Genomic DNA, 23680 nt, shown 5'->3' on the forward strand with positions numbered 1-23680 from the left:
ATTCAATCGGCTAAACCACAATGGGATTTTTAACCTGTATACAGCTTAATGGCTTAAGTGACTGTGGAGTCGAGTAATCAAACTGGCAAACCCCCTCCGGACCAATGACAATAAGGGATTTCGGTCCCGGAATGATGTCCACAGAGGGCATGCTTTTCAGAAATTCCAATTGGTTTTGGTCAACTCTCAAAACATCGGCCACATTAAAACTCTTTAAGCCATGTTTCCCCTCAGCCAGGTAAAGGTAATCCCCTGCAAGGGCAAGACCATGGGGATTGAGCATGGGATAGGCTTTGACCAGTTTGGGAAGATAGGGGTTTCTGATATCCAACACCTGAAGTTCATCTACTCCCATCCTGCAGAACATCCCCCTCCTCAAGGTCACAAAGGCATATTCTTCATTGACCACTACAGGATCACAGGCTGTAATGTGTTGATAAACTGCCATCTCTTTCGGTGACTCAGGACTGCTTGCATCATAGATATGCATGCCTGTATTAGAACCTATGAACAGTTTTTGCTGAAAGGGGAAAATAGTCTCTATGCCCCATCCCAAATGGATATTTTTAAGGTGCTTAGGTTGCGCTGGATCCAAAACTTCAAATACGCGGAGACTTTGCTCATCCACTGCATAGAGGTGCCCGCTCATCAAAGTGAACCTTGCCATTGATCCGCCCTGACCATAGCTTTGGGACTCCCCAGCTCTCGATCCGGAGAATGCTATATCAGTATTGCCTATTAGCCAAGGTCTTCCCCAGCCCCATATAAACTCTGATTCAGTGGTCAGAATAGTATCCTTGTAGGTGATAATGGTGCTTTTTTCCATATCTACCAGCATATGTTCAAAGACATTTTCAACCCTTTTTACCAAATTGATGTTTCTGATGTCCCGGATGTCAAAAGCCAATAAGTCCACATAACTGTCAGCGTAAAGAATATCGGAATTGATGGCCAGGTCCACATTCCCTGGAATATTGATGAAATTGACCTGAAAGGGGGAAGAAGGATTACTATTGTCCACTATGTGAATGCCTTTTTGGGGCTCATTGATAAAGAGGTAATCCCCATAAAGGTAAATTTTTCCAGGATTTTCCAGGGATTTGGATGGTTCAATGATGATATCCTGTTCCCTGATGCTGTTCATTTCCAAAAATACAGGAACCATGGCCCGGTAAGTGTAAGTGCTTTTTACTTCATCCTGACAGGAAGGCAAAGTAAAAAACATAGCCGCAGCAATTAAAAAAAATACTGGCCAACTGAAAATCAATTCCAAGCGCTTCTTCATGGCAAATTTGGTTTGGTTAAGGAATATCTTTGCCACAAGACGCAGGGGGAAAAAGAAATGCTACATGGGGTAGTAATTTTTTGAAAATTATCCCAAATTTTCTTTCATATTTCTTTCGAAGTTGTTGAATAACAAGAGGTATTTGTGGATGATGTTTTTAGAAAGTTCTTTTTCATGTACCTCTGCATAACGGGGATCATACTTTATCCTGTCAATGATCATATCGAGCCAGCCTTTGCCATCATCGATTAAGTCTTCATTGAATGCTTCTATGGTGGCATCTCTAGGGCCCGAAAAAGCAGGTCTTCCCATTTTTTTGAAATATTCACCAATGGTTTTCAGGGCTAGTTCATGCGTGACCTCAAATGAGCGGATGATGCGTTTTTGCGACTTTTCATCCATTCCATGTTGCTTCCCTAAACGGATTAAATCCTGTAATTCATCCAAGGATTCCTGGAAATCCAAGAAACATTTTTCGCATGTGACGGGAAGGGTTTTCATAGCAGCGTTTTTATTTCAATATAGGAAAATTTTGCTGTTTTTCTACCTCAAGAAGAGGCTGGTTTTTTTTATCCAGTCTCTCTGATTTTTATCGATTTGAATCCAAAGTGGTCAAGATGAAAAGGTTTCAGAATTTATCTCACACTGTAGGATTGCATAAAGGGTTGGCCATTTGGGGTAAAACCCTCAAGCCTCAATCTTCCGCTGAAATTTTCCAGGAATTTGCCAACTGTTTCGGGGTTTTTTGCCGGTTCTCCATTGATCTGGGTAATCACAAAACCATTGTTCAGGCCAAGGTCTCTCAGGTAGCCTCTTGTCATCCCAGTTATTTTGATGCCATGGCTTATGCCGAATCTGTCCCTTTCAATGGCATTCACTGCCTCCAGCCTGGCGCCCAAAAGATTGGAACTGTAAAATTCCCTTCTTAACACTCCTGTTTCACCTTCCAGATTTTGAAGGGTGAGCTGTGCTGTCCTAGTCTCTCCATTTCGTTTATACTCCACCCTTACCTTGTCACCCGGATAATAGTATGAAAGAATCTCTTCAAAACTTCCTTTACCTGTAATTCCAAAACCTTCTATTCTGGTAATTACATCGTTTCTCCGCAATCCTGCTTTTTCACCGGCCCCATTTCTGATGACATGGGTGATAATAACACCATCTAAGGAATTAAGCTTCATCTCCTCGGCGAGTTCAGGGGTAACTTCCACGACATCAATGCCAGGGATAGCTTTCTGGACTTCCCCAAATTTGATCAGGTCGTTGGCAATCTTCATCGCGATGTCCACAGGGACTGCAAATCCATACCCGGTGTAAGAACCTGTCCTGGACAAAATGGCTGTGTTGATACCTACCAATTCGCCCCGGATATTTACCAAAGCACCTCCGGAGTTGCCTGGATTGATGGGGGCATCAGTCTGAATAAAGGATTCCAGCGGAAATTCACCTCCCAGGATATTGATCTGTCTTTCTTTGGCTGACACGATTCCGGCAGTTACGGTAGAAGTAAGGTTGAACGGATTGCCTACCGCAATTACCCATTCACCGATCCTGAGGTCCCTGCTGCTTCCGATTTTGATGGCGGGTAAATTATCCACATCAATTTTCAGAACGGCCATGTCGGTATTTTTGTCAGTACCGATCAACCTTGCTGGATAGGTACGTCTTTGATGGACTACCTCAATGGTCTCTGCACGGTCAATGACATGGTTGTTGGTGAGGATATAGCCATCTTTGCTGATGATGACGCCTGAACCCGTACTTACCCGCTGGGTAGGGCCAGTGCCAAAGAAATAATCGAAAATGCTGTAGCGCCTTTGGTCAGTGCCGGAGAAGTTTTTTATAAAAACCACAGAAGGGGTGCTTTTTTCAGAAGCTTCAACAAAGGAAACGGGCGTGTTAAAATCCCGGATATGCTCATTTTCTGAATCAAAATTTACCTGATATTTTGGTTTTTCTTTGTTGTCTTCAAAAAACACAGTTCCTGCTTCGGGTTTTTCCTGAAATTGATGGAAGGCCCAAGAGCCCGCTAAACCCGCACAAAAAGCCAACAAGATAATTTTTATATTTTTCATCATATCCTGCATAACGAAATACCGGTTTTATGGGTTAAACCTCAAGTTAAATAAATGTATAAACAAATCACCGATAATTGTGCCAAAACTGCCAGCTTTTCAAAAAGACAGAAAAATTACAAGGATGAAATAATTTCCTTGTAATTTTGTCAGATTGTAAAGGTGAGGTGTGACGTTTATCCTCCCAAACCAGTATTTTATTTCATGTCAGAAAAGAAAAATGTAGCCATTCTTGGCTCTACAGGAAGCATAGGTACCCAGACTTTGGAAGTGATCAAGTCACATCCCGATAAATTTGAGGTAGAGGTGCTTACCGCCCAAAATAATGCCGACTTATTGATTCAACAGGCCTTGGAGTTCAGGCCGAACTGTGTGGTAATCGTCAATGAAAATCATTATCAGAAAGTTAAGGATGCCTTGCTTGCTACTGATGTAAAAGTTTTTGCAGGAGAAAAAGCACTGGGTCAGGTAGTGGAAATGGATTCCATTGACGTCGTATTGACAGCTTTGGTAGGATATTCAGGACTTTTGCCTACCATCAAGGCGATTGAGGCCGGAAAGCAGATTGCCTTGGCCAATAAGGAGACTTTGGTGGTTGCGGGTGAACTGATTACCCAATTGGCAAGGGAAAAAGGGGTCAATATTTATCCCGTGGACTCGGAACATTCCGCTATTTTTCAATGCCTGGTTGGGGAGTTCCACAATCCCATAGAAAAATTGATCCTGACGGCTTCCGGGGGGCCTTTCAGAGGAAAAACAAGGGAATTTCTGAAATATGTGACCAAGGAACAGGCATTGAAACATCCCAATTGGGATATGGGAGCCAAGATTACCATTGATTCAGCATCTTTGATGAACAAGGGGTTGGAGGTGATTGAGGCCAAATGGCTTTTTGGGGTAACCCAAGAGCAGATTGAGGTGATTGTTCACCCTCAATCCATCATCCATTCTTTGATCCAGTTTGAAGACGGTTCCATTAAGGCACAGCTTGGGCTTCCAGACATGCGGATTCCGATCCAATTTGCCTTGAGCTATCCCGAAAGGTTGAAAGCGGACTTTCCCAGGTTTGATTTTGCGAATTATCCAAGTTTAACATTTGAACAACCTGATATAGAAACTTTTCGTAACTTAAAGTTGGCTTTTCAGGCCTTAGAGCAGGGAGGGAATGCACCTTGTATATTAAATGCAGCAAATGAAATCGCTGTGGCCGCATTTTTGCGGGATGAAATTGGATTTCTTGAAATGTCGGATTGTATAGAAGAAACGCTGCAAAGATCCCGCTTCATCGAACATCCAAATTTGGATGAGTATATAGAAACGGACAAAATGTCCAGAATGATTACAGAGCAATTAATTAAGAGTAAAGTATAATGGATACACTGATTATGGTGGCCCAGTTGATTCTGGGTTTGTCGATTTTGGTCGGCCTGCATGAGTTGGGACACCTGTTGACTGCCAAAATGTTTGGCATGCGTGTGGAGAAATTCTCAATAGGCTTTCCCCCAAAAATAGCAGGATTTAAATGGGGCGAGACTGAATATTCCATCGGAGCCGTTCCGCTAGGGGGATTTGTAAAAATCTCGGGTATGGTTGATGAATCCATGGATACCGAACAGTTGGCCTCCGAGCCTCAGCCTTGGGAGTTCCGTTCCAAACCAGCATGGCAGCGATTGATTGTGATGCTGGGGGGGATTATCGTGAATGTCATTACCGGTATTGTCATTTTCGTGGTTTTGGTTTACCAGAAAGGGGAAACTTATTATTCCAGGGACCAGATTGTCGAGCATGGAATCGTCGCTTATGATATTGGTAAGATGATCGGATTTCAGGATGGAGATAAGATTTTGGACATCAATGGGCAACCGTATAGAAGCATCAATGATTTGAGTTCCGGGGAAGCACTCCTAAGCAGCGACGGATTTTACACCGTAGAGAGAAATGGGGAAATCATACGGATTGATATCCCAAGGGGCTTTATCAATTCTTTCTCTTCTGAAGAGAGCATGATGCGCTTTATCAATATCCGCACACCTTTTGAAGTAGGCGATGTATTGCCCAACTCCATTGCGGCCAAAATCGGAATCCAACCTCATGATAAAATCATTGCGGTAAATGGAAAGCCTGTCCAATATTTCAATGAACTTCAGTCATCTTTAGCTGAAGTTAAGGGGAAAGAAACTGTGTTGGTCATAGAAAGGGCAGGGCAAAAGTTGGAAAAAACAGCAAATATAAGCCCGGAAGGAACAATTGGGATAGTAATCAATCCTCTAATTGAGCCTGTGGTTCAAAAATATGGTATTGGAGAGTCTTTGGTAAAAGGTACCCAAAGGGCTTTTGGGGTTGTAATTGTGAATGCCAAAGCCTTGGGTAAAATGTTTACAGGTGAAGTTTCGGCAAAAAATGTTTCCGGTCCAATTGGTATGGCCAAAATTTATGGATCAAAATGGGACTGGATTAAATTCTGGAGCATCACGGGACTAATTTCCATGATTCTGGCATTTATGAATCTTTTGCCTATACCAGCTTTGGATGGAGGGCATGTGATGTTCTTACTGTATGAAATGGTTTCAGGACAAGCTCCTTCCGACCGTTTTCTGGAAAATGCACAGAAAGTTGGAATGGTCTTGTTGTTGGCCCTTATGGTCTTTGCTATAGGTAATGATATTTTAAAAATATTTACCTCTTAAAAGGGATAGAGGTATAAGGGTGATTTTCAAAAGGGTAGCGGTCAAAAGCTGCCCTTTTTTGTTTCTATTCGTACTATCTGCCAATTTGTACCTTTTCAAACATTGGCATATAGATTGATTTTATTAAGAGAACCTGCTTAAATTGTGGGTTCTACCATATTTTGATATAAACATGACAAGACGACTGTCATAATGTCCTTTATGAATCAATTCGAAAACCAATTATTTCAATCACTGATGACGGGAGATTACGCTGCTGAGGGGGATTTGATCCAACTGATCACAGAAGATGAAGAGGATAATCTCTCTCAAAAAGAAAACTACTCTGAAGAAATTCCCATACTTTCTGTCCGTAATACAGTCCTTTTTCCTGGAGTGGTCATACCCATCACTGTAGGTAGGCAACGTTCCATTAAATTGGTCAAAAAAGCACAGAAAGGAGATAAGTTGATTGGTGTCTGTGCCCAGATCAACCCCCAAAATGATGATCCATCTTGGGAAGATATCTATCATGTAGGTACTTTGGCCAAAATCATCAAGATGATTGTTTTGCCTGATGGCAATACCACGATAATTATCCAAGGCAAAAAGCGATTTGAAATTACAGAGACCCTTTCAGAGGATCCCTATTTCATTGCTAAAGTAAAGTACCTCGAGGAAAATTTCCCCAAGAATTCGAAGAAGATTCAGGCTTTGGAGGAATCTTTGAAGGAAGCGGCTTTGAAGATTTTGCATCTCAACCCTGAAATTCCAAGAGAGGCACAGGTGGCTTTGGACAATATTGACAATACCCCATTTCTGACCCATTTTCTTTCCTCCAATATCAATGCTCCGGTAGATGCCAAGCAAAGGTTGTTGGAAATCAATGATGGGGTGGAGAGGGCAACACTTCTTCTGGAATACATGATGAAGGATATCCAAATGTTGGAAATCAAAAGTGAAATCCAGAAAAAAGTCCATACCGACATTGACCAACAGCAAAGGGATTACTTCCTTCGCCAGCAGATGAAAGTGCTGCAGACTGAATTGGGGGAAGAAGGACCTGAGAAGGAAGTTGAGGAGCTAAGGGCCAAGGGCGCCAAGAAAAAATGGCCTCCAGCTGTGGCCAAGCACTTTGAAAAAGAGTTGGACAAAATCCTGCGCATTAATCCTTCAGCTGCTGAATATCCTATTGCACTGAATTATGCAGAGACCTTGGTCGAATTACCGTGGAATGAGTTTACAGAAGATAATTTCGATCTTAAGCGGGCCAAAGAAATACTGGACAAAGACCATCATGGGCTGGAAAAAGTCAAAGAGCGGATTATTGAGTATTTGGCAGTCCTAAAGCTGAAGAATGACCTAAAAGGTCCTATTCTTTGTTTATATGGGCCTCCAGGAGTAGGTAAAACTTCCTTAGGAAAGTCCATTGCCACCGCTTTGGGAAGAAAATATATCAGGATGTCTTTGGGTGGAGTCCATGATGAGGCGGAAATCCGGGGACACAGGAAGACTTATGTCGGGGCTATGCCCGGTAAGATTATCCAGAACATGAAAAAGGTAAAGACTTCCAACCCTGTGTTTGTATTGGATGAAATTGACAAACTTAGTTCAGATTTCAGGGGAGACCCTTCCTCTGCATTCTTGGAAGTGTTGGATCCGGAGCAAAACAGCACCTTTGTGGATAATTACCTGGAAGTAGAATATGACCTTTCAAAGGTCTTGTTTATCGCTACGGCCAATTCCCTGGATACCATTCAGCCTGCTTTAAGGGATAGGATGGAAATCATCGAAGTCACCGGATATACCCTGGAAGAGAAAATTGAAATCGCCAAGAAACACCTTATCCCCAAACAAAGGAAGGAACATGGTGTCAAAGCCAATCAGGTTTCATTCGAAAAATCTGCAATCGTAAAGATCATTGAGGATTACACCCGGGAATCAGGGGTAAGGAGTCTGGAGAGGGCTATAGGGAAAGTAATCAGGCATGTAGCCAAGTCTATTGCCATGGAAGAGGAGTATGAGAAAAAAATTACTCCAAAAGTGGTGCGCAAGATCCTGGGAGGAGAAATCTTTGATAAGGAAATATATCAGGATAATAGTGTGGCCGGGGTGGTTACAGGCTTGGCCTGGACATCTGTTGGAGGAGAAATTCTATTTGTGGAAGCTTCTCTGAGCAAAGGAAAAGGAAAATTGACACTTTCGGGCCAATTGGGTGATGTAATGAAAGAATCAGCCATTACTGCCCTTTCCTATCTCAAATCCAAGGCAGAAAAACTAGGGATTGATTACAGGGTCTTTGACCATTATGACCTTCATGTACATGTGCCTGCTGGAGCTGTTCCTAAAGATGGTCCTTCTGCAGGGATTACCATGTTGACGGCTATGGCTTCCATTTTTACCCAAAGAAAAGTCAAAGCCAAAGTGGCGATGACAGGGGAAATTACCCTGCGAGGGAAGGTAATGCCTGTAGGTGGAATTAAGGAAAAGATACTGGCTGCCAAAAGGGCCGGGATTAAGGAGATTATCCTCTGTGAAAAAAACAAGCGAGATATTGAGGAAATCGATGAGGAGTATATCAAGGGAGTTACTTTCCATTTTGTCGATAAGGTGGAAGAAGTTCTTGATATTGCCCTGTTGAAATCTAAGGTTGACGAACCTATGGTTTTTACTTTTCCAAAGGAAAGTAAAGAAGAATAAGTCAGGTTAATTCAGAAGTTTTGGGCTGTATGGATCAGTCCAAAACTTTTTGATCGCCCATCATTTTTAAATCAAAAACACCTATGCTTAGTTAATCATGAAGGGCTTGTCCCCAAATGTATTAAGCATAAAATCTTCAAAAAATGAGAAACGATATCAATCATTTGACGCCAAAACAGATCGTATCTGAGTTGGATAAATATATCATCGGTCAACATGACGCCAAAAGAAATGTTGCTATAGCCCTTAGGAACAGGATACGCAGGATGAATGTAAAGTCCGATATCCAAAAGGATATAGTGCCTAACAACATTCTGATGATTGGATCTACAGGCGTGGGTAAGACTGAAATTGCCCGCAGGCTTGCTAAAATTGCCAATGCTCCCTTTACCAAAGTGGAGGCGTCAAAGTTTACAGAGGTCGGGTATGTGGGCAGGGATGTGGAAAGTATGGTCCGTGATCTGGTAGAGCAGGCTGTTCATTTGGTAAGGGAACAGAAGAATGAAGCTGTAAAGGAAAAAGCAGCTGAGGCTGTAGATGAAATTATCCTCGATATTTTAATTCCTCCGGTGAAATCCGCTGGGTTTGCCCGTCCTGGTACTTCCGTATCCATTGATTTTAATCCAGATCAGGCATCAGAGGAAGAGTTGAATGAAAGGACCAGGGAGCGTTTTAGGGATAAACTTAAAAGCGGTGAGTTGGAAGACAGAAAAATAGAGATCAATGTCAAGCATTCACCGCCTGTAGGCGTGGGGATGATTGGCGGAGGGATGATTGATGATGCAAGTATGGCTGGCCTTCAGGATATGATCAGTGGCATGATGCCTAAACGTACCAAAAAGAGAAAAGTCAGCATTGCGGAAGCCAGAAAGATCCTCATGGAGGAAGAGACAAGTAAGCTTATTGATTTTGATGAGGTAAAAGAGGAAGCTATCCGTCTGGCAGAGAACAATGGGATCATATTTATAGATGAGATTGATAAAATTGCTTCTAAATCCGGAAAAGGAAGCGGAGGGCCAGATGTCAGCCGTGAAGGTGTGCAAAGGGATCTTCTTCCTATTGTGGAAGGAAGCAGTGTCAATACCAAATATGGTATCATCAATACAGACCATGTTTTGTTTATTGCAGCAGGAGCTTTTCATGTGAGTAAACCCTCTGACCTGATACCTGAACTACAGGGTAGGTTTCCGATTAGGGTTGAATTAAATTCCCTGACTGAAGAAGATTTCTACAGAATCCTGAAAGAGCCTAAAAATGCCCTGACCAAACAATATCAGGCATTGTTTGAAGCTGAAGAAGTTTATTTGGATTTTAATGACGAAGCGATTCGGGAAATTGCCAAGCTTGCCTTTAAGATCAATGAAGAGGTGGAAAATATAGGAGCAAGAAGGTTACACACTGTCATGAGCCATTTGCTGAATGATTTCCTTTTTGAAGTTCCCGACACGATTGAGGCCAATTCCAAAATCATGATTACCAAAGAAATGGTGCAGGAAAGGTTGAGCTCATTGGTGAAAAACAGGGATTTGTCGCAATATATCTTATAGAAACGAGAGTTTAGAGACGAGAGGTAAAAGATAAGAATTTCAAAAGTCGGATATCGTATGTAAGAGTGATTTTTGAAACTGGTACTGTTGAAGAAAAATTAAAAAATCCCTGAGGATGCATTGAAGTGCAAACTCAGGGATTTTTTATTTGATTGGGGAAAAGGGGAGGGGCTTGAGATAAACGGAGGTTAATTTTTCTACGATCGGGCCTGTTTCTTCTGATTTGTCCCTGACCATGATCCAAACAGGGTCTTTGCGGAATTTATCAAATGATTTTTTGGCAGCTTTTTCGCTCTTATGGGCCAGTAAGTAAACCAATTTGGGTTGTGATCCATCTTTCTCAACTGTATACCAATACATCACATTGGTCATGCCATGCTTTTGAAACAGTTCTCTGGTATAATCCCTAAATCTTGCATTGATATTTTCAGTTTTTCCGGGATACATATAGTATGTCCGTAGTTCGAAAATTCTTTTTCCCTGATGTTGCCAACGGATGATTTCAGGGTTCAGTTCCGGGGCTATCTGCATAAAAACCTGTTCTACCTTGGCTACCAATGGACCGTTGGCTTCGGAGGCCTTATATGCGGCCTGCCATTCCGGGTCATTGGCAAATTTATTCCATAAGATGTCCCTTGAAGCCTGATCAGGATAAGCCAGAATAAAGGTAAGGGTGTTGTTGTTTTCATCAGTAGGAATAAAATAGGCGACATTTTCAATGCCGTTCTTTTCAAAAAGTTTCAAAGTGTGATCCTGAAACCGCTTGATGAGGTCATTCCTTTTCCCTTCATGGGCGGTATAAATACGCATTTCGAAATACCGGGTATCTTGGGCATGTGTTACCTGAAAGAGGTTTAGGAAAACTGTTAAAAGGAGGAGTATCTTTTTCATAGGATTCATGGGTTTTTCTGGGGTTGATTTTTTCTCCATCCGACAAATGCCGATACGGACATGACCACTGCAATGATCAAAAGACCAAAAGTCTCCCTTGCTTCTTCTGATTCTTGGGTTTTCATACTAAGGTCTTTTTGGGCCAATTCATAGTTGACCCAATCACTTACCGATTCGGGGTAGAAATAGATGGCCCCGACTATGCAGGCTGCAATCACAATGCCCAATGGAATCAAAGGATGTTTTCCTTTGACAGCTAATGCAGAAAAAAGGGCTGCTACCAGGTAAACAGGAATCCATATTTCCGGATCTGGGTCATTCAGTTGCCAGTAAGCAAACAGCAGGAAGGCAAAAAACCAAAAAATGAAGAAGTATTTGGTGAAGGTTTTCATAGGTAGAAGGGTTATTTCCTTGAAAGTAGGGAATAATCGGAGGATTGGCAAGAAGGAATTTTTAAAAGGAATCTGGAATTTTTATAATGGGAGGTTTTGGATAATATTTTTAAATTTGGGTGTAATTTTAATACATCCCTAATTATGATGGCAGGTTACCAGCCTGAGGTTATCACTCTTCCGGAAGTAAAAATAGATGAAGCAGTGGTCACAAAAGCGAAGGAAGCCTTGGAGGTTGAAAGGCAGGTTATTGTCCATGTGACCATGAGAACTTCCTTTACTTGGTGGCAGATCAGGATTTGGCCAAGTACTTATTTGGTTCCCCGTGGGGCTGGCCCTGAGTCCAAACTTTTAAATGCGGAAAATATCCCTTTTTATCCCCAATGGCGGCATATTTTCGGAAGTACGCACCGTTTTACCCTGATTTTTGAAGGCCTGCCTGAAGATTGTGAGGTTTTTGATCTCATTGAAAGGATACCGCAGGAAGGAGGCTTTGAGTATTTTGGCATCAGAAGAAACCGATCTGATGTGTATCATATAGAGTTGGATTGACCTCCTCACTACATCCTGGAAATGAAGCGTATAAAATTTATGTACTGTTTTAGAGTTTAAAAACTTCCTTTAATTCCTGACTAATAGGTGCATTGTCTGGATGGGTTTCCATGATATCAGCCATATAGGCCCACCATTTTTGCACGAGCGGATTTTTGCCTAATTCTTGGGAATTTTGTTCACCATCCAGCTTTTGGAAGGCAAACAAAGTGTAGGTTTCCCTGTCCAGAAAAATATGGTACTCAATAATGCCTGAATCTAAAAGCAGTTGTTTGAGTTCCGGCCAGATGGCATCATGTCTTCTTTGGTATTCTTCCTCCATTCCTGGAAGGAGTTTCATTTTAAAAGCGAAAGTTTTGATGGGCATTATGGATTTCTTTTCTTCCAGTTTTCAGGGTCGAGATGGGTGTTGAACACTGCTCTAATGATGATAAGTTTTTGATCTTATTCCACTGGTTAATGGATCATGTAGGGGAATTTTTTTAAAGGAAGGCAGCGAATTTAATTCTTTCCAGCACAATTTTTTTTGTGCTCCTCGGGGATCTCAGAAGCGGGTTCGGTCTGAAGTCCTAGTTGCTCAAATAGCTCCATACAGAACCCATATTTGTCGTCGGGAATTCTTACAGTCACTTCTCTCATCTCGATGGTCTTTTTTTAGCAATATACGGATAATTGTATGATGAAAATAAGGTGATTATACGTCTTTAGATTGGGTTTTTGAAAAAAAGAGACCGTCTCAATAGACGGCCTCCTCCAAAAAAACACTAAACATTTCTAGAATTGCTTCTCAATAGATTTTTTAGCAAAAAGAAAATTGATACTAATACCAATAATGCGCCTAGAAATATTATCCAAGAGGCAAATTTTATTTCAAATATTTTTAACATTGCCCCGAATACAACAACTAGTATAGAGACTAGGAAAATTATCATGTGTTTTTTCATCAGAATAGGGATTTAATTCCACAAGCAATCGCACCTCCATAAAGACAAGAAACTCCAGTTGCCCAACACCCAAAAGTTCCAATAGGATCATCTTCCCAATCATCATATAATTTATCAATTGCATCTTTCATACAGGATCCCCAAGAATTAATTCTTGAATTATGGTAATTCACAGGAAAAGGAGAATAAATGTATTTTAATTCAGAATTAATTGAAGAAAAAGTAATGGAAGGTCTTCCATTATAAGCATTCTCATAATCAAAATCTGCAATTATAAATTCTTTTTCTTCCCCATTTATTGGATTAATTATTTGCCCATAAACCCGGTCAATTTCATCAGAAAAGCTAAATACAATGCTTTCCAGCCCATTTTCATATTGAAAATGGGAAATGTTAACGATATTATTAAAGTTTAATCTTGAATGGTTTATGTCCAACTTTTTATTTAAGGATAAAAGTGCCCTTTCTACCTTTGGATCATTTCTATCAATCTGAGAAAATGAAACCACTCCCTCAGGTAATATTTCAATTTTTTGGTCTATTGTTTTATCTAAATCTAATTGACTACAAGAAAAACAAAAAATCACCAAAATTGCGATTATAAAGTTTGAATTTTTCATGATTACAACAATTATTTTAGTTATATATTGTATAAAATTTGTAAGTGACGTCATCTTACAATTCAAATAAAAAAAAAATAGTTTTCATGGCAAGAATTTTTAGGAAAAAAATCCAATGCTGTCCTAAATAATTTACAAGACAGATGTTTAGCTGTGTTTCTGCAATTTCTATTGTGATTTTATCTGTAATCCGGAAATAGAACCCCCTGTTGGCTTTTTTGAGGAGGTTTTTCATGGTCTTCAAAGGGTTTGTCCAGCCACTTTTGCAGCTCTATTTTAACGAATATGTTCAGTCTGATAAATGCAACCAGATTGGACAGATGCCATCCGAATTTAGCGGTTGCCTTCATCACTTTTAGGAGCAGAATGGTGATCAGCGCGGTCCATATCTGGATCATCACGGCATTTTTCGATGTTCCGATAAAGGTTTTGATATGGAGTAACTGCTTGATGTCCCTGAAGAAGATCTCAATCTCCCATCGGCACCGGTAAAGATCACCGATTGTCTTTGCTGACCATTTGAAGTTATTGGTAATCAGTTCGACGGTCTGTCGGTTTTTTTCGTCCCATACAGCCACTCTTCTGAGTTTTCCGGGGTACTTCACTTTTGACTGCGGGTTTACCAGTTCAATTTCTTCGTCTATCAGTACTTCCTGTGCAGTATTTTCAGGGAGTCGACGTTCATTGATTGTGCTGAACTTAAGGTTATCCTTGTGCCTTATGACGAAAAAGACCCCCTTGCTGTCCCAAATGTTGAGCATCGGAAAGTCATTGTAATAGCGGTCCGCCACTATAACGGATCCTTTCTCCAAAGGAATATCATAAGCGCCTTTATTGTCTGCCATACTTCCTTCTGTAATATTCACATAAACAGGGAGTTTCCCGTCATAGTCCAGAAGCGTATGCATCTTTACAGCACCCTTTTTGGTCCTGAAGGTTGCCCAGTCAAACATCGAAAGGCAAAGACTTACCACCGTGGAGTCGAGCAGATAGACGGGAGCCTTGATCCGTAGTTTTACCCTGCTCAGGGACGCCTGCTGTCCTAAATGCTTCAGAAGCCCGTAATACAGCTCCTTGAACAGGTCAGAGTCCCTGCGCTTGTTCTGATAACTGATACTGGACTTGGATGGTGCCTTGGCAATCCCCAGATGGTTGAGGTTCCCCGTGGCCGAACGCAGGCCGTTTGAAATATCCCTTACAGAAGTACTTTTGGCAAAATGGCAAAAAAGCATGGAAACCAAATGCGTCCAGCTGTCAAAGCCTTTGCAGCCCTTGTCCGTTTGCTTCTCTTCAACCAGTTTCTTGAAAATTGAACGCTCGATTTTTTTAATAATCTGAGAAAACAATGTAATATTACTCATGGGAGGTTTATGTTTTTTGGTGCAAACCCAAAATAGCTATTTTGGGCAAAAAACCAGACCTCTCATATTTTATTTAGGACGGTATTGAAAAAAATCAATATGATAGGTATATGATATTGAAGTAAAAGTTTTAATTAGAAAAAATATATGAATAATTAAATGTTTGATAGGAATAAAATGTTGGTTTGTGTTTTTCCAGTATTAGATAAGAAATCACTAATTATAATGGTTGTGTTTTAGTCGAGCTTCCCCTTTTCATTTAAATGTGGGTTCAAATATTTAAAAAATAACCTCTCAAAGTTTTCAATCCGGATTTCGTTTCTTACTTCTTGTATCTCGTATCTATTTCAACACCACCCTTAAACTCTTCGCACCATGGGCCCCGATCACCAAGGACTGTTCAATATCTGCTGTCTTGGAAGGGCCGGCAATAAAAAGCCCAAAGCCTGAATGCTGGGCTCCAATTCTTTGATAAGCTTCGTGCATATTGGAAACCAGGGATTTTTCATCCATTACAATCACCAAATGCTCGGTGATAAAGGGTAAAGCCCGTAAGCCTAAATTTTCATCGGTCAACCAGATTGCCCCGTTTTCTGCTACCCCAAATTGACCTTGGATGATGGCAATTTCAAGCTCATTCAATTCATGGGCATCGCTTGGTAAGAGCTGGGTGGAAAGGTTTTCCATTCCGGAAACCAGACTGATGATTTTTTCAAAGCGGTTTGTTTCCAAAAATGCTTTCAATCCGGACTCCGTAATTACTTCTCCTTTATTGCTCTCAATGGATTGGATAAAGCGGGAAGGTATATTTTCTGTGAAATGGAAATCCGGAATATCAGGAAGCAGTTTGCTTTCTCTCGGTATGGACTTGATTTTGGCTAAAATGTGTTCTCTGCTGCTCATGACCTGTTCTTTTTGTACCAGTCTTTGAAAGTTTCTTTGGGTGTTTCGGGCAGGTCTCTTTGTTTTCCCCAGGTATTCAGACCGGAATAGGTGATGCTGTCAGGCAGGAATTTTAATGCGCCCCGCATCATGGAACCTGTTACTTTATAGGCAAATGGTACGGCAAAGATCCCATTGGCGATTTTCATGGAAATGCTTTTCGCATTGGTGCCCTGAGATTTGGTGATTTCCTGCCTCCATTCGTAGAGTTGCTCATGGATATTGATTTTTACCGGGCAGACATCCGTGCAGGAACCACAGAGGGTAGAGGCAAAGGGAAGGGTACTGTATTTTTTGACATCCAGGCCTGGCGATAGAATGGAACCTATAGGGCCTGGAACAACTGAACCATAACTGTAACCTCCACTTCTTCTGTAAATGGGACAGGTATTCATACAAGCGCCGCAACGGATGCATTTGAGGGAATTTTTGAATTTTTCACGGCCCAATTGGTCTGTGCGCCCATTGTCCACCAAGACGATATGGATTTCCTTACCCGAAGCAGGCGAGCGGAAGTGGGAGTTGTAATTGGTAATGGGTTGCCCGGTAGCTGAACGGGCCAAGAGACGTAGAAATACGCCCAGATCCTTTCTTCTCGGAATGATTTTCTCTATGCCCATACAGGCGATGTGTACAACGGCCAAATGCACACCCATATCGGCATTGCCTTCATTCGTACAGACCACAAATTCACCGGTTTCCGCAACACCAAAATTCACGCCCGTAATGGCTACTTTGGCGCCCAGGAACTTTTCCCTCAAATGCAAGCGGGCCGCATGGGTGAGGTAAGCCGGATCTTCATTGCCTTTTTCGGTATGCAGTTTTTCATGAAAAAGCTCAGAAATATCTTTTTTCTTCAAGTGGATTGCAGGAAGGACAATATGGCTGGGTGGTTGGTTTAAGAATTGTACAATGCGTTCCCCTAAATCTGTGTCCACCACTTCAATTCCGTTTTTTTCCAAGTAGGGATTCAGGTGACATTCTTCCGTGAGTATGGATTTGCTTTTGACAATGGCCTTGCATTGATGCCTTTGTAGGATACCGAGTACAATTTGGTTGTGTTCTTCTGCATCCCTGGCCCAATGCACCTGTATGCCATTGGCTTTGGCCTTTTCTTCAAATTGGATGAGGTATTGGTCGAGATTGGCCAGCACATTGTCTTTAATCTGAGAAGCCAGGTCTCTTAATTGCTCCCATTCAGGGATGGTCTTGCTGATGGTATCCCGTTTGTCCCGGACAAACCAAAGCGTTTCATCATGCCATTTGGCTTTGGCAGCGTCCTGTAAAAATTCCGATGCTTTGGCTGGGTGGCTCATGAGAGGGCTTGGTTTAGGATTTCTGCGATATGCATAAATTTCAAAGGTTGCTGATTTCTTTTTGCAATGCCCTCCAAGTGCATGATGCAGGACATATCTCCGCCGGTGAGAATTTCCACACCATGTGATAAGTGATCCTGCAATCGGTCTTTGCCCATTTGGACAGACAGGGCTTCTTCGGTGACGGCAAAAGTACCCCCAAATCCGCAGCACTCGTCTTTCCGGGTCAATTCCACCCATTCCAGACCCTCTATTTGATCTAGCAGCTGCTTGGCTTTGCTGAAGAAAGGTTCGTTTCGCTCTGAACTTGAACCCAACCTCAAGCCCCTATGCCCGTGGCAGGAGGCATGGAAACCCACTTTGTGAGGGAAGGACCCTTGGAGATTTTCCACTTTCAAGATATCAGTGAGAAATTCAGTCAGCTCGAAGATTTTATGGTGGAGGATTTCCTGTTCTTTTTCCATTCCGGGTATAGGAGGTGCATGGTCTTTGATATGCAGGACACAACTCCCGGAGGGGGCGACGATGTAGTCATAATCCCTGAAAGTTTCCACAAAGTGCTTGGTGGTACCAACAGTATCCCTTTCATAACCTGCATTGGCCATGGGCTGTCCACAGCAGGTCTGCCCCATGGGATAGCTGGCCTGGCAACCCAGTTTCTCCAACAATTCCAAAGTGGCAATGGCTACGTTGGGGTAGAACTGATCGACGTAACAGGGGATGAATAAACCAATCTTCTTATTTAAAGGCATTTTATGGATTCGATATTTATGGATATTTAGATACTGATAGATATTGGCTTGTACATCGATAGCTGAAATATCAATAAATCTCAACAAATATCAATCAATATCACTTAGCAATTTGATGAAGCAAATGATCACAGGATTCAATTTTCAATTTCTAAAAATAATGAATGAAAAATATCCTGTGGTATCGGGTTTTTAAGGGTTGGGGTAATTTATGCAAAAAGATGGTTGATTTTGATAAGGTTCAAAAGAGCTTGGAACCGACTTAATATGTTTAAAAAGTTTTGTTTTTTAGAGAAGTAATTAGTTTATTAGGTGATGAAATTTTTCAAAAGTCTTTCCCTTTTTACTTTATGGATTTTGGTCTGGGCTTGTTCAGGTCCTTCAGGTAGTATAGATATTTCCACAAAGTATTCTTTAGACACTTTATTGATTGATTCCGGCGCTTCAATAATTAATCTGGAAGAAAATTTGGCTTATTCAGGTCTTTCCATGGATGGGAAAAAGTTGTTTCACTTTGATCCTAATAGTTTGACACTTCAGGTGATCAACTTGGAAAATGCCAAACTGGAAAAGGAGATTGTTTTTGAGAAAGAAGGCCCTGATGGGATTGGAGATTGGTTTATAGGATTTAAAGTTTGGGATGATTCTACATTTTTTCTTCAAGGTGATAATAGGTTTTACAAGATTGACTTAGGTGGTAATCTAAAAGAAAAAATAGGGGTAGACCATTTGTTTTATATTCAAGAAGAATTGACAAAAAGTTTTTGCCACACAGGTTTTAGCGTACTTCAGAATAAAATTTATAACGTCATTACAACTTTTGGAACACCTGAATTCGAATTGCTGATATATGATTTTAAAGAAGATGCTTATCAATTAAAAGTTATTCCGGGATCTGAAAATCTCAAAAGTAGTACTGTGATTACCTACTTTGGAAAATCAAGTTTTACCTATGTTACAGGATTTTCGATTGTGGATTTTTCAGATGGTTTTATTTTGCACAATCGCTCTTATCCGCAAATAGCTTTTTATAGGATTGATTCAGATTCAATTCAACTTATCAACCCGGCATCAAGCTTCTATCAAGATGTCCCAAAAGTGGACAAAGTCAAGGAAGTGCATAGTGAAAAGGAATCCGATGAATTTAAGAAGGAACTTGAAAAAAGAATGTCATTCCTTATTCCACTTTGGGATGAGAAAAACCAGAAAATTTATAGATGGGGGTATAAGCTATCTTCAACAAATACTAATATAGAGAACCCCGAATATGACAATTACCTTTTTGTGATGGACATAGAATTAAATATTGTAGAGGAATTTCAGATTCCCGAAGTCCGAATGAAGCCCTACCGGATTTTCTTAGTTGACAATCAGATTTTTCTCTACCATAATTTTGAGGATGAGCTTGGGTTTATTCGAGTTGGATTTATTAAAAGGTGATTGATTTCCCAAAATCTAATTTGATTAAAATTAGCGGATAGTATGGATTCCATACAATGGAATATTTACAAGCCAATCCTCTTTTCTGTAATCCGATAGCGAAGTCCTGATATTTGTTTCGGTTTTGTACTTTTCAACAAATACCTTTAAACTTTTGGCTTTCAGATTTTCTTCTGCCTTTACCTCAATCGGGATGATTTTTCCCTGAAGTTGGATGAGAAAATCAATCTCTGCTGTAGCATTATCTGCCGACCAATAGTATGGTCTCAAACCGGAAGCTATCAATTGCTGAAGCACAAATTGTTCGGTAATAGCTCCTTTAAATTCCGTAAATAGTTGATTCTTTTCCAAAATGGTGATGGCATCTATCTCAACCATAGCCCCCATTAGTCCAACGTCCAAAAGAAAAAGCTTAAAAGCACCAAAATCCTCGTAGCCTTTGAGAGGAATTCCTGCTTTTGAAACCCTGTTAACCTTGTGTACCAATCCACAATCCACCAACCAAGCCAAGGCCATTTCAAAATCTTTGGCCCTTGCCCCCTTTTTTATCTGGCCATAAATAAACTTTCTGTTCTCTTTACTAAGCTGGGAAGGAATGGCATTCCAGACCATCCTGATTCTAGGAACAATTTCGAATGGAGCGTGTTTCGAAAAATCCTGCTGATATGCATCTAAGATTCTGATCTGGGCGCTCCTGACTGCTTCAAAGTCCTGTGTTTCCAAAAATAGTTGAACAACCTCTGGCATGCCGCCGATGAAATAATATTGTTTAAGTAAGTTTTTAAGTTTCTGAGAGAAAGGTTTGATCATATCCCAGTCCTGTGATAGTAGCAGATTGTTTAGCACTTCTTCTCCATTTGCCACCAAAAATTCTTCAAAATCCAAAGGATACAAATCCAGAAATTCCACCTTTCCTACCGGAAAAGAAGTGCCTTCATGTAAAGCGACACCCAGGAGAGAACCTGCTGCCATGATATGGTATTCTGCTGCATTTTCTTGAAAATACTTCAAAGAAGTCAGTGCTCCTTTGGACTCTTGTATTTCATCCAGAATCACCAAGGTATTTTCTGGATCAATCTTAATCCCAGTTTCAATCTGAATGGCCATTAATAAGCGGTCAGTATCAAAATCCTGTTCAAAAACCTGCTTCATTGTCTGACTGCTCTCAAAATTGATGTAGGCTACTTGTTGATAGTGTTGCGCACCAAAGGACTTCATCAACCAAGTTTTTCCTACCTGTCTTGCCCCACGGATGACCAAAGGTTTTCTTTTTGGGGAGTTTCTCCATTTGATCAGTGATTTGATTAACTTTCTTTTCATAAAAATATGATTGGTGCTAATTGTAAAATTACACTTTTTCAAATGAAAAAATGTGATTGATTACACTTTTTCAAATGAAAAAATGTGAATTACTACAATTTTATGAAGGAAAATAACCGTAAATGAATCTGATAATAGGGATGAATGGCCTGAAAAGGACTCTTTATTACATCTTTTAGGGGAATTCACTAAGAATTTCTTGAATTAAAACGATGTATCAGGTGCGCAGGAAGAAGCCAATCCGGTGATTGGTTTGGTAAATTTGAAGTAAGTGCGATAAAAAAACCTTCAAAGTTTTGTCTGCTGACCACTGCTGTTTGGTGCTCAGGATAGCTTTGGAGAAAAGATGCCGGAAATCTGAGTTTCTGATCTTTCCATTTGAATTCATAGGCATGTAACATCCCATCAGTTTCTTCCAGGTCAATGCTGTCCTAAATAATTTACAAGACAGATGTTTAGCTGTGTTTCTGCAATTTCTATTGTGATTTTATCTGTAATCCGGAAATAGAACCCCCTGTTGGCTTTTTTGAGGAGGTTTTTCATGGTCTTCAAAGGGTTTGTCCAGCCACTTTTGCAGCTCTATTTTAACGAATATGTTCAGTCTGATAAATGCAACCAGATTGGACAGATGCCATCCGAATTTAGCGGTTGCCTTCATCACTTTTAGGAGCAGAATGGTGATCAGCGCGGTCCATATCTGGATCATCACGGCATTTTTCGATGTTCCGATAAAGGTTTTGATATGGAGTAACTGCTTGATGTCCCTGAAGAAGATCTCAATCTCCCATCGGCACCGGTAAAGATCACCGATTGTCTTTGCTGACCATTTGAAGTTATTGGTAATCAGTTCGACGGTCTGTCGGTTTTTTTCGTCCCATACAGCCACTCTTCTGAGTTTTCCGGGGTACTTCACTTTTGACTGCGGGTTTACCAGTTCAATTTCTTCGTCTATCAGTACTTCCTGTGCAGTATTTTCAGGGAGTCGACGTTCATTGATTGTGCTGAACTTAAGGTTATCCTTGTGCCTTATGACGAAAAAGACCCCCTTGCTGTCCCAAATGTTGAGCATCGGAAAGTCATTGTAATAGCGGTCCGCCACTATAACGGATCCTTTCTCCAAAGGAATATCATAAGCGCCTTTATTGTCTGCCATACTTCCTTCTGTAATATTCACATAAACAGGGAGTTTCCCGTCATAGTCCAGAAGCGTATGCATCTTTACAGCACCCTTTTTGGTCCTGAAGGTTGCCCAGTCAAACATCGAAAGGCAAAGACTTACCACCGTGGAGTCGAGCAGATAGACGGGAGCCTTGATCCGTAGTTTTACCCTGCTCAGGGACGCCTGCTGTCCTAAATGCTTCAGAAGCTCGTAATACAGCTCCTTGAACAGGTCAGAGTCCCTGCGCTTGTTCTGATAACTGATACTGGACTTGGATGGTGCCTTGGCAATCCCCAGATGGTTGAGGTTCCCCGTGGCCGAACGCAGGCCGTTTGAAATATCCCTTACAGAAGTACTTTTGGCAAAATGGCAAAAAAGCATGGAAACCAAATGCGTCCAGCTGTCAAAGCCTTTGCAGCCCTTGTCCGTTTGCTTCTCTTCAACCAGTTTCTTGAAAATTGAACGCTCGATTTTTTTAATAATCTGAGAAAACAATGTAATATTACTCATGGGAGGTTTATGTTTTTTGGTGCAAACCCAAAATAGCTATTTTGGGCAAAAAACCAGACCTCTCATATTTTATTTAGGACGGTATTGCTTCCAGGTAATCTATTTCAGCTTTGTCATGTGTTCTCCAAATCGAAAAATTAGGCCTAAAATTTTGATTTGCACTTTAATTTTGATTTTGGACTCAAATCAATTAGGCGGTTTTTTGATCCATGCCTGAATCCTAGTACATTTACAAAGTAACGTTAAGTTCCTAACCTAAGATGAATGATAAATATTTGGAGGTAAAAAGCGAAAAACATTAATAACGAAATCGTCTAAGTAGGGCGGGGAGGAATAATTTCGACCGGGCCGACTTTGGCCTTGTGGGGAGAAGGATTCGAAATTCTTGATTTTTTTGGTTACTTTTTTTATCAAGAAAAAAAGTGACAAAGGAAAAACGCTTAAATTACCTCAGTCAGGTTGAATTTTAATTTATGTTTTGATCTCGATTAATTACAGGTAAGTTTAATGGAATCAATGTTGGTTAATTTATGCGTTTCCTTTTTTTAAGAAAATCAGATGAATTGCCTATATTCCCAACTAATATTTCTGTATTTCGTTTTTTGTGATTAAATTAAACTTCTCTTAGGTTAAAGAATCTCAATTGGTCCAATGATTCAGAGGTAAAAGAATCAACTTGATTAAACTTTGTGCCTTTGAGTCTTTGTGGCAGTCTAAATCAATTTTATTATGGTGAGCATATTTAAAAAACCAACAATATTGATATTCATGCTGATTGCATGTATCTGCTTAGGGAGTTGTGCGACAGAGGAACCTGTTGATGAGCAGTTTTCTACCTGTGAAACCTCCGATGCATTAAGCCAGCTCACTTGGTTAAAAGAACAGTTTGAACTGATCAGAAACACCCCGGTAAGCGGGATCATTTTGTATCAATTCAATTCCAGAGAGGTGATTGAAATCCAGTCTCCCTTGATGAGTTCTTCCAATCAATCCCAGTATTACTGTGATGGAACCAAGTTGGATTTTGATGCCCCGGAGATTTTTCAGGATTTTTTGGCGAATCGGGTTGAGGTAAAAATTCTCTATGGTGTTGATTTGTGGGGAAAATAGGCCTGAAAGTTATTTTTTATTGATTGGCTTGTTTCGTATTGGATCCTAAATGGTTCTAATCGCAAATTTTATATAAAATCAGCAATCATAATCGCAGA

Annotated in this window: 20 protein-coding genes; 7 read left to right on the forward strand and 13 right to left on the reverse strand. The window is 40.7% G+C overall.

The genetic code is table 11. From position 1 onward, the window contains the following. Positions 1 to 10: 10 nt before the first annotated feature. From BC751_RS09745 to BC751_RS09755, 3 genes are all read right to left on the reverse strand, one after another. On the reverse strand, positions 11 to 1285 hold the full coding sequence (locus tag BC751_RS09745) for an LVIVD repeat-containing protein (RefSeq protein WP_130275375.1): 1275 nt from the start codon (positions 1283 to 1285) through the stop codon (positions 11 to 13). Positions 1286 to 1372: 87 nt separating this feature from the next. After that, positions 1373 to 1786 (reverse strand): nucleotidyltransferase substrate binding protein, encoded by a 414-nt coding sequence (locus tag BC751_RS09750; RefSeq protein ID WP_130275376.1) that lies wholly within the window; start codon positions 1784 to 1786, stop codon positions 1373 to 1375. A 134-nt stretch (positions 1787 to 1920) separates the two neighbouring features. Then, positions 1921 to 3372 carry a trypsin-like peptidase domain-containing protein gene (locus BC751_RS09755; protein ID WP_130275377.1) on the reverse strand — a complete coding sequence of 484 codons (1452 nt, stop codon included), beginning with the start codon at positions 3370 to 3372 and terminating at the stop codon, positions 1921 to 1923. A 192-nt stretch (positions 3373 to 3564) separates the two neighbouring features. On the opposite strand from BC751_RS09755, the gene BC751_RS09760 reads away from it, so the two are divergent. From BC751_RS09760 to hslU, 4 genes are all read left to right on the forward strand, one after another. Continuing rightward, positions 3565 to 4731: a 1-deoxy-D-xylulose-5-phosphate reductoisomerase gene (locus BC751_RS09760; RefSeq protein ID WP_130275378.1), complete on the forward strand. Its 1167-nt coding sequence runs from the start codon at positions 3565 to 3567 to the stop codon at positions 4729 to 4731. Then, the gene (gene rseP / locus BC751_RS09765) at positions 4731 to 6047 is read left to right on the forward strand and encodes an RIP metalloprotease RseP (RefSeq protein ID WP_130275379.1); all 1317 of its coding nucleotides are present in this window, start codon (positions 4731 to 4733) and stop codon (positions 6045 to 6047) included. The genes BC751_RS09760 and rseP overlap by 1 nt, the downstream gene beginning before the upstream one ends. A 201-nt stretch (positions 6048 to 6248) precedes the next feature. Beyond that, positions 6249 to 8726 carry an endopeptidase La gene (lon, locus tag BC751_RS09770; RefSeq protein ID WP_130275380.1) on the forward strand — a complete coding sequence of 826 codons (2478 nt, stop codon included), beginning with the start codon at positions 6249 to 6251 and terminating at the stop codon, positions 8724 to 8726. 143 nt (positions 8727 to 8869) lie between these two features. Further along, a complete protein-coding gene (gene hslU / locus BC751_RS09775) occupies positions 8870 to 10273 on the forward strand; it encodes an ATP-dependent protease ATPase subunit HslU (RefSeq protein WP_130275381.1) in 1404 nt (467 codons plus the stop codon). Between the two features lie 144 nt (positions 10274 to 10417). Here hslU and BC751_RS09780 read toward each other — a convergent pair whose 3' ends face one another. Both BC751_RS09780 and BC751_RS09785 read right to left on the reverse strand, forming a co-directional pair. Further along, a complete protein-coding gene (locus tag BC751_RS09780) occupies positions 10418 to 11164 on the reverse strand; it encodes an NIPSNAP family protein (protein ID WP_130275382.1) in 747 nt (248 codons plus the stop codon). A 5-nt stretch (positions 11165 to 11169) separates the two neighbouring features. After that, positions 11170 to 11556, reverse strand: a complete 387-nt coding sequence (locus tag BC751_RS09785; protein WP_130275383.1) for a transmembrane 220 family protein — start codon at positions 11554 to 11556, stop codon at positions 11170 to 11172. A gap of 144 nt (positions 11557 to 11700) precedes the next feature. Between BC751_RS09785 and BC751_RS09790 the strand changes: the two genes are divergently transcribed. Continuing rightward, positions 11701 to 12108, forward strand: a complete 408-nt coding sequence (locus BC751_RS09790) for a hypothetical protein (RefSeq protein ID WP_130275384.1) — start codon at positions 11701 to 11703, stop codon at positions 12106 to 12108. Positions 12109 to 12157: 49 nt separating this feature from the next. Here the strand turns inward: BC751_RS09790 and rhaM are convergent, their stop codons facing one another. The 6 genes from rhaM to BC751_RS09820 form a co-directional block, all read right to left on the reverse strand. Beyond that, the gene (gene rhaM, locus BC751_RS09795) at positions 12158 to 12448 is read right to left on the reverse strand and encodes an L-rhamnose mutarotase (protein WP_242617420.1); all 291 of its coding nucleotides are present in this window, start codon (positions 12446 to 12448) and stop codon (positions 12158 to 12160) included. Between the two features lie 603 nt (positions 12449 to 13051). After that, positions 13052 to 13672 carry a hypothetical protein gene (locus BC751_RS09800; protein ID WP_130275386.1) on the reverse strand — a complete coding sequence of 207 codons (621 nt, stop codon included), beginning with the start codon at positions 13670 to 13672 and terminating at the stop codon, positions 13052 to 13054. Between the two features lie 179 nt (positions 13673 to 13851). Then, the gene (locus BC751_RS09805) at positions 13852 to 15033 is read right to left on the reverse strand and encodes an IS4 family transposase (RefSeq protein WP_130273808.1); all 1182 of its coding nucleotides are present in this window, start codon (positions 15031 to 15033) and stop codon (positions 13852 to 13854) included. 342 nt (positions 15034 to 15375) lie between these two features. Beyond that, a complete protein-coding gene (locus BC751_RS09810) occupies positions 15376 to 15936 on the reverse strand; it encodes a LutC/YkgG family protein (protein WP_130275387.1) in 561 nt (186 codons plus the stop codon). Beyond that, positions 15933 to 17291 (reverse strand): lactate utilization protein B, encoded by a 1359-nt coding sequence (locus BC751_RS09815; protein WP_130275388.1) that lies wholly within the window; start codon positions 17289 to 17291, stop codon positions 15933 to 15935. The genes BC751_RS09810 and BC751_RS09815 overlap by 4 nt, the downstream gene beginning before the upstream one ends. Continuing rightward, positions 17288 to 18043, reverse strand: coding sequence for a (Fe-S)-binding protein (locus BC751_RS09820; protein ID WP_130277548.1), 756 nt, complete (start codon positions 18041 to 18043; stop codon positions 17288 to 17290). Before BC751_RS09820 ends, BC751_RS09815 begins: the two co-directional genes overlap by 4 nt. Positions 18044 to 18358: 315 nt before the next feature. On the opposite strand from BC751_RS09820, the gene BC751_RS09825 reads away from it, so the two are divergent. Next, complete coding sequence (locus BC751_RS09825; protein ID WP_130275389.1) at positions 18359 to 19483, forward strand: DUF4221 family protein; 1125 nt, start codon at positions 18359 to 18361, stop codon at positions 19481 to 19483. A gap of 30 nt (positions 19484 to 19513) precedes the next feature. On the opposite strand, the gene BC751_RS09830 is transcribed toward BC751_RS09825, so the two are convergent. Next, positions 19514 to 20803 carry an ATP-binding protein gene (locus BC751_RS09830; RefSeq protein WP_130275390.1) on the reverse strand — a complete coding sequence of 430 codons (1290 nt, stop codon included), beginning with the start codon at positions 20801 to 20803 and terminating at the stop codon, positions 19514 to 19516. A gap of 487 nt (positions 20804 to 21290) precedes the next feature. Then, complete coding sequence (locus BC751_RS09840) at positions 21291 to 22472, reverse strand: IS4 family transposase (RefSeq protein WP_130275223.1); 1182 nt, start codon at positions 22470 to 22472, stop codon at positions 21291 to 21293. A 768-nt stretch (positions 22473 to 23240) separates the two neighbouring features. Between BC751_RS09840 and BC751_RS09845 the strand changes: the two genes are divergently transcribed. Further along, positions 23241 to 23582, forward strand: a complete 342-nt coding sequence (locus tag BC751_RS09845; RefSeq protein WP_242617421.1) for a hypothetical protein — start codon at positions 23241 to 23243, stop codon at positions 23580 to 23582. Positions 23583 to 23680: the final 98 nt, after the last annotated feature.

This window comes from Cecembia calidifontis (assembly GCF_004216715.1).
In the GTDB taxonomy this organism is placed as follows: domain Bacteria; phylum Bacteroidota; class Bacteroidia; order Cytophagales; family Cyclobacteriaceae; genus Cecembia_A; species Cecembia_A calidifontis.

Coding starts and splice junctions, on each gene's coding strand:
- BC751_RS09745 (WP_130275375.1), bottom strand. CDS start 1,285: ATGAAGAAGCGCTTGGAATTGATTTTCAGTTGGCCAGTATTTTTTTTA.
- BC751_RS09750 (WP_130275376.1), bottom strand. CDS start 1,786: ATGAAAACCCTTCCCGTCACATGCGAAAAATGTTTCTTGGATTTCCAG.
- BC751_RS09755 (WP_130275377.1), bottom strand. CDS start 3,372: ATGCAGGATATGATGAAAAATATAAAAATTATCTTGTTGGCTTTTTGT.
- BC751_RS09760 (WP_130275378.1), top strand. CDS start 3,565: ATGTCAGAAAAGAAAAATGTAGCCATTCTTGGCTCTACAGGAAGCATA.
- rseP (WP_130275379.1), top strand. CDS start 4,731: ATGGATACACTGATTATGGTGGCCCAGTTGATTCTGGGTTTGTCGATT.
- lon (WP_130275380.1), top strand. CDS start 6,249: ATGAATCAATTCGAAAACCAATTATTTCAATCACTGATGACGGGAGAT.
- hslU (WP_130275381.1), top strand. CDS start 8,870: ATGAGAAACGATATCAATCATTTGACGCCAAAACAGATCGTATCTGAG.
- BC751_RS09780 (WP_130275382.1), bottom strand. CDS start 11,164: ATGAAAAAGATACTCCTCCTTTTAACAGTTTTCCTAAACCTCTTTCAG.
- BC751_RS09785 (WP_130275383.1), bottom strand. CDS start 11,556: ATGAAAACCTTCACCAAATACTTCTTCATTTTTTGGTTTTTTGCCTTC.
- BC751_RS09790 (WP_130275384.1), top strand. CDS start 11,701: ATGATGGCAGGTTACCAGCCTGAGGTTATCACTCTTCCGGAAGTAAAA.
- rhaM (WP_242617420.1), bottom strand. CDS start 12,448: ATGAAACTCCTTCCAGGAATGGAGGAAGAATACCAAAGAAGACATGAT.
- BC751_RS09800 (WP_130275386.1), bottom strand. CDS start 13,672: ATGAAAAATTCAAACTTTATAATCGCAATTTTGGTGATTTTTTGTTTT.
- BC751_RS09805 (WP_130273808.1), bottom strand. CDS start 15,033: ATGAGTAATATTACATTGTTTTCTCAGATTATTAAAAAAATCGAGCGT.
- BC751_RS09810 (WP_130275387.1), bottom strand. CDS start 15,936: ATGAGCAGCAGAGAACACATTTTAGCCAAAATCAAGTCCATACCGAGA.
- BC751_RS09815 (WP_130275388.1), bottom strand. CDS start 17,291: ATGAGCCACCCAGCCAAAGCATCGGAATTTTTACAGGACGCTGCCAAA.
- BC751_RS09820 (WP_130277548.1), bottom strand. CDS start 18,043: ATGCCTTTAAATAAGAAGATTGGTTTATTCATCCCCTGTTACGTCGAT.
- BC751_RS09825 (WP_130275389.1), top strand. CDS start 18,359: ATGAAATTTTTCAAAAGTCTTTCCCTTTTTACTTTATGGATTTTGGTC.
- BC751_RS09830 (WP_130275390.1), bottom strand. CDS start 20,803: ATGAAAAGAAAGTTAATCAAATCACTGATCAAATGGAGAAACTCCCCA.
- BC751_RS09840 (WP_130275223.1), bottom strand. CDS start 22,472: ATGAGTAATATTACATTGTTTTCTCAGATTATTAAAAAAATCGAGCGT.
- BC751_RS09845 (WP_242617421.1), top strand. CDS start 23,241: ATGCTGATTGCATGTATCTGCTTAGGGAGTTGTGCGACAGAGGAACCT.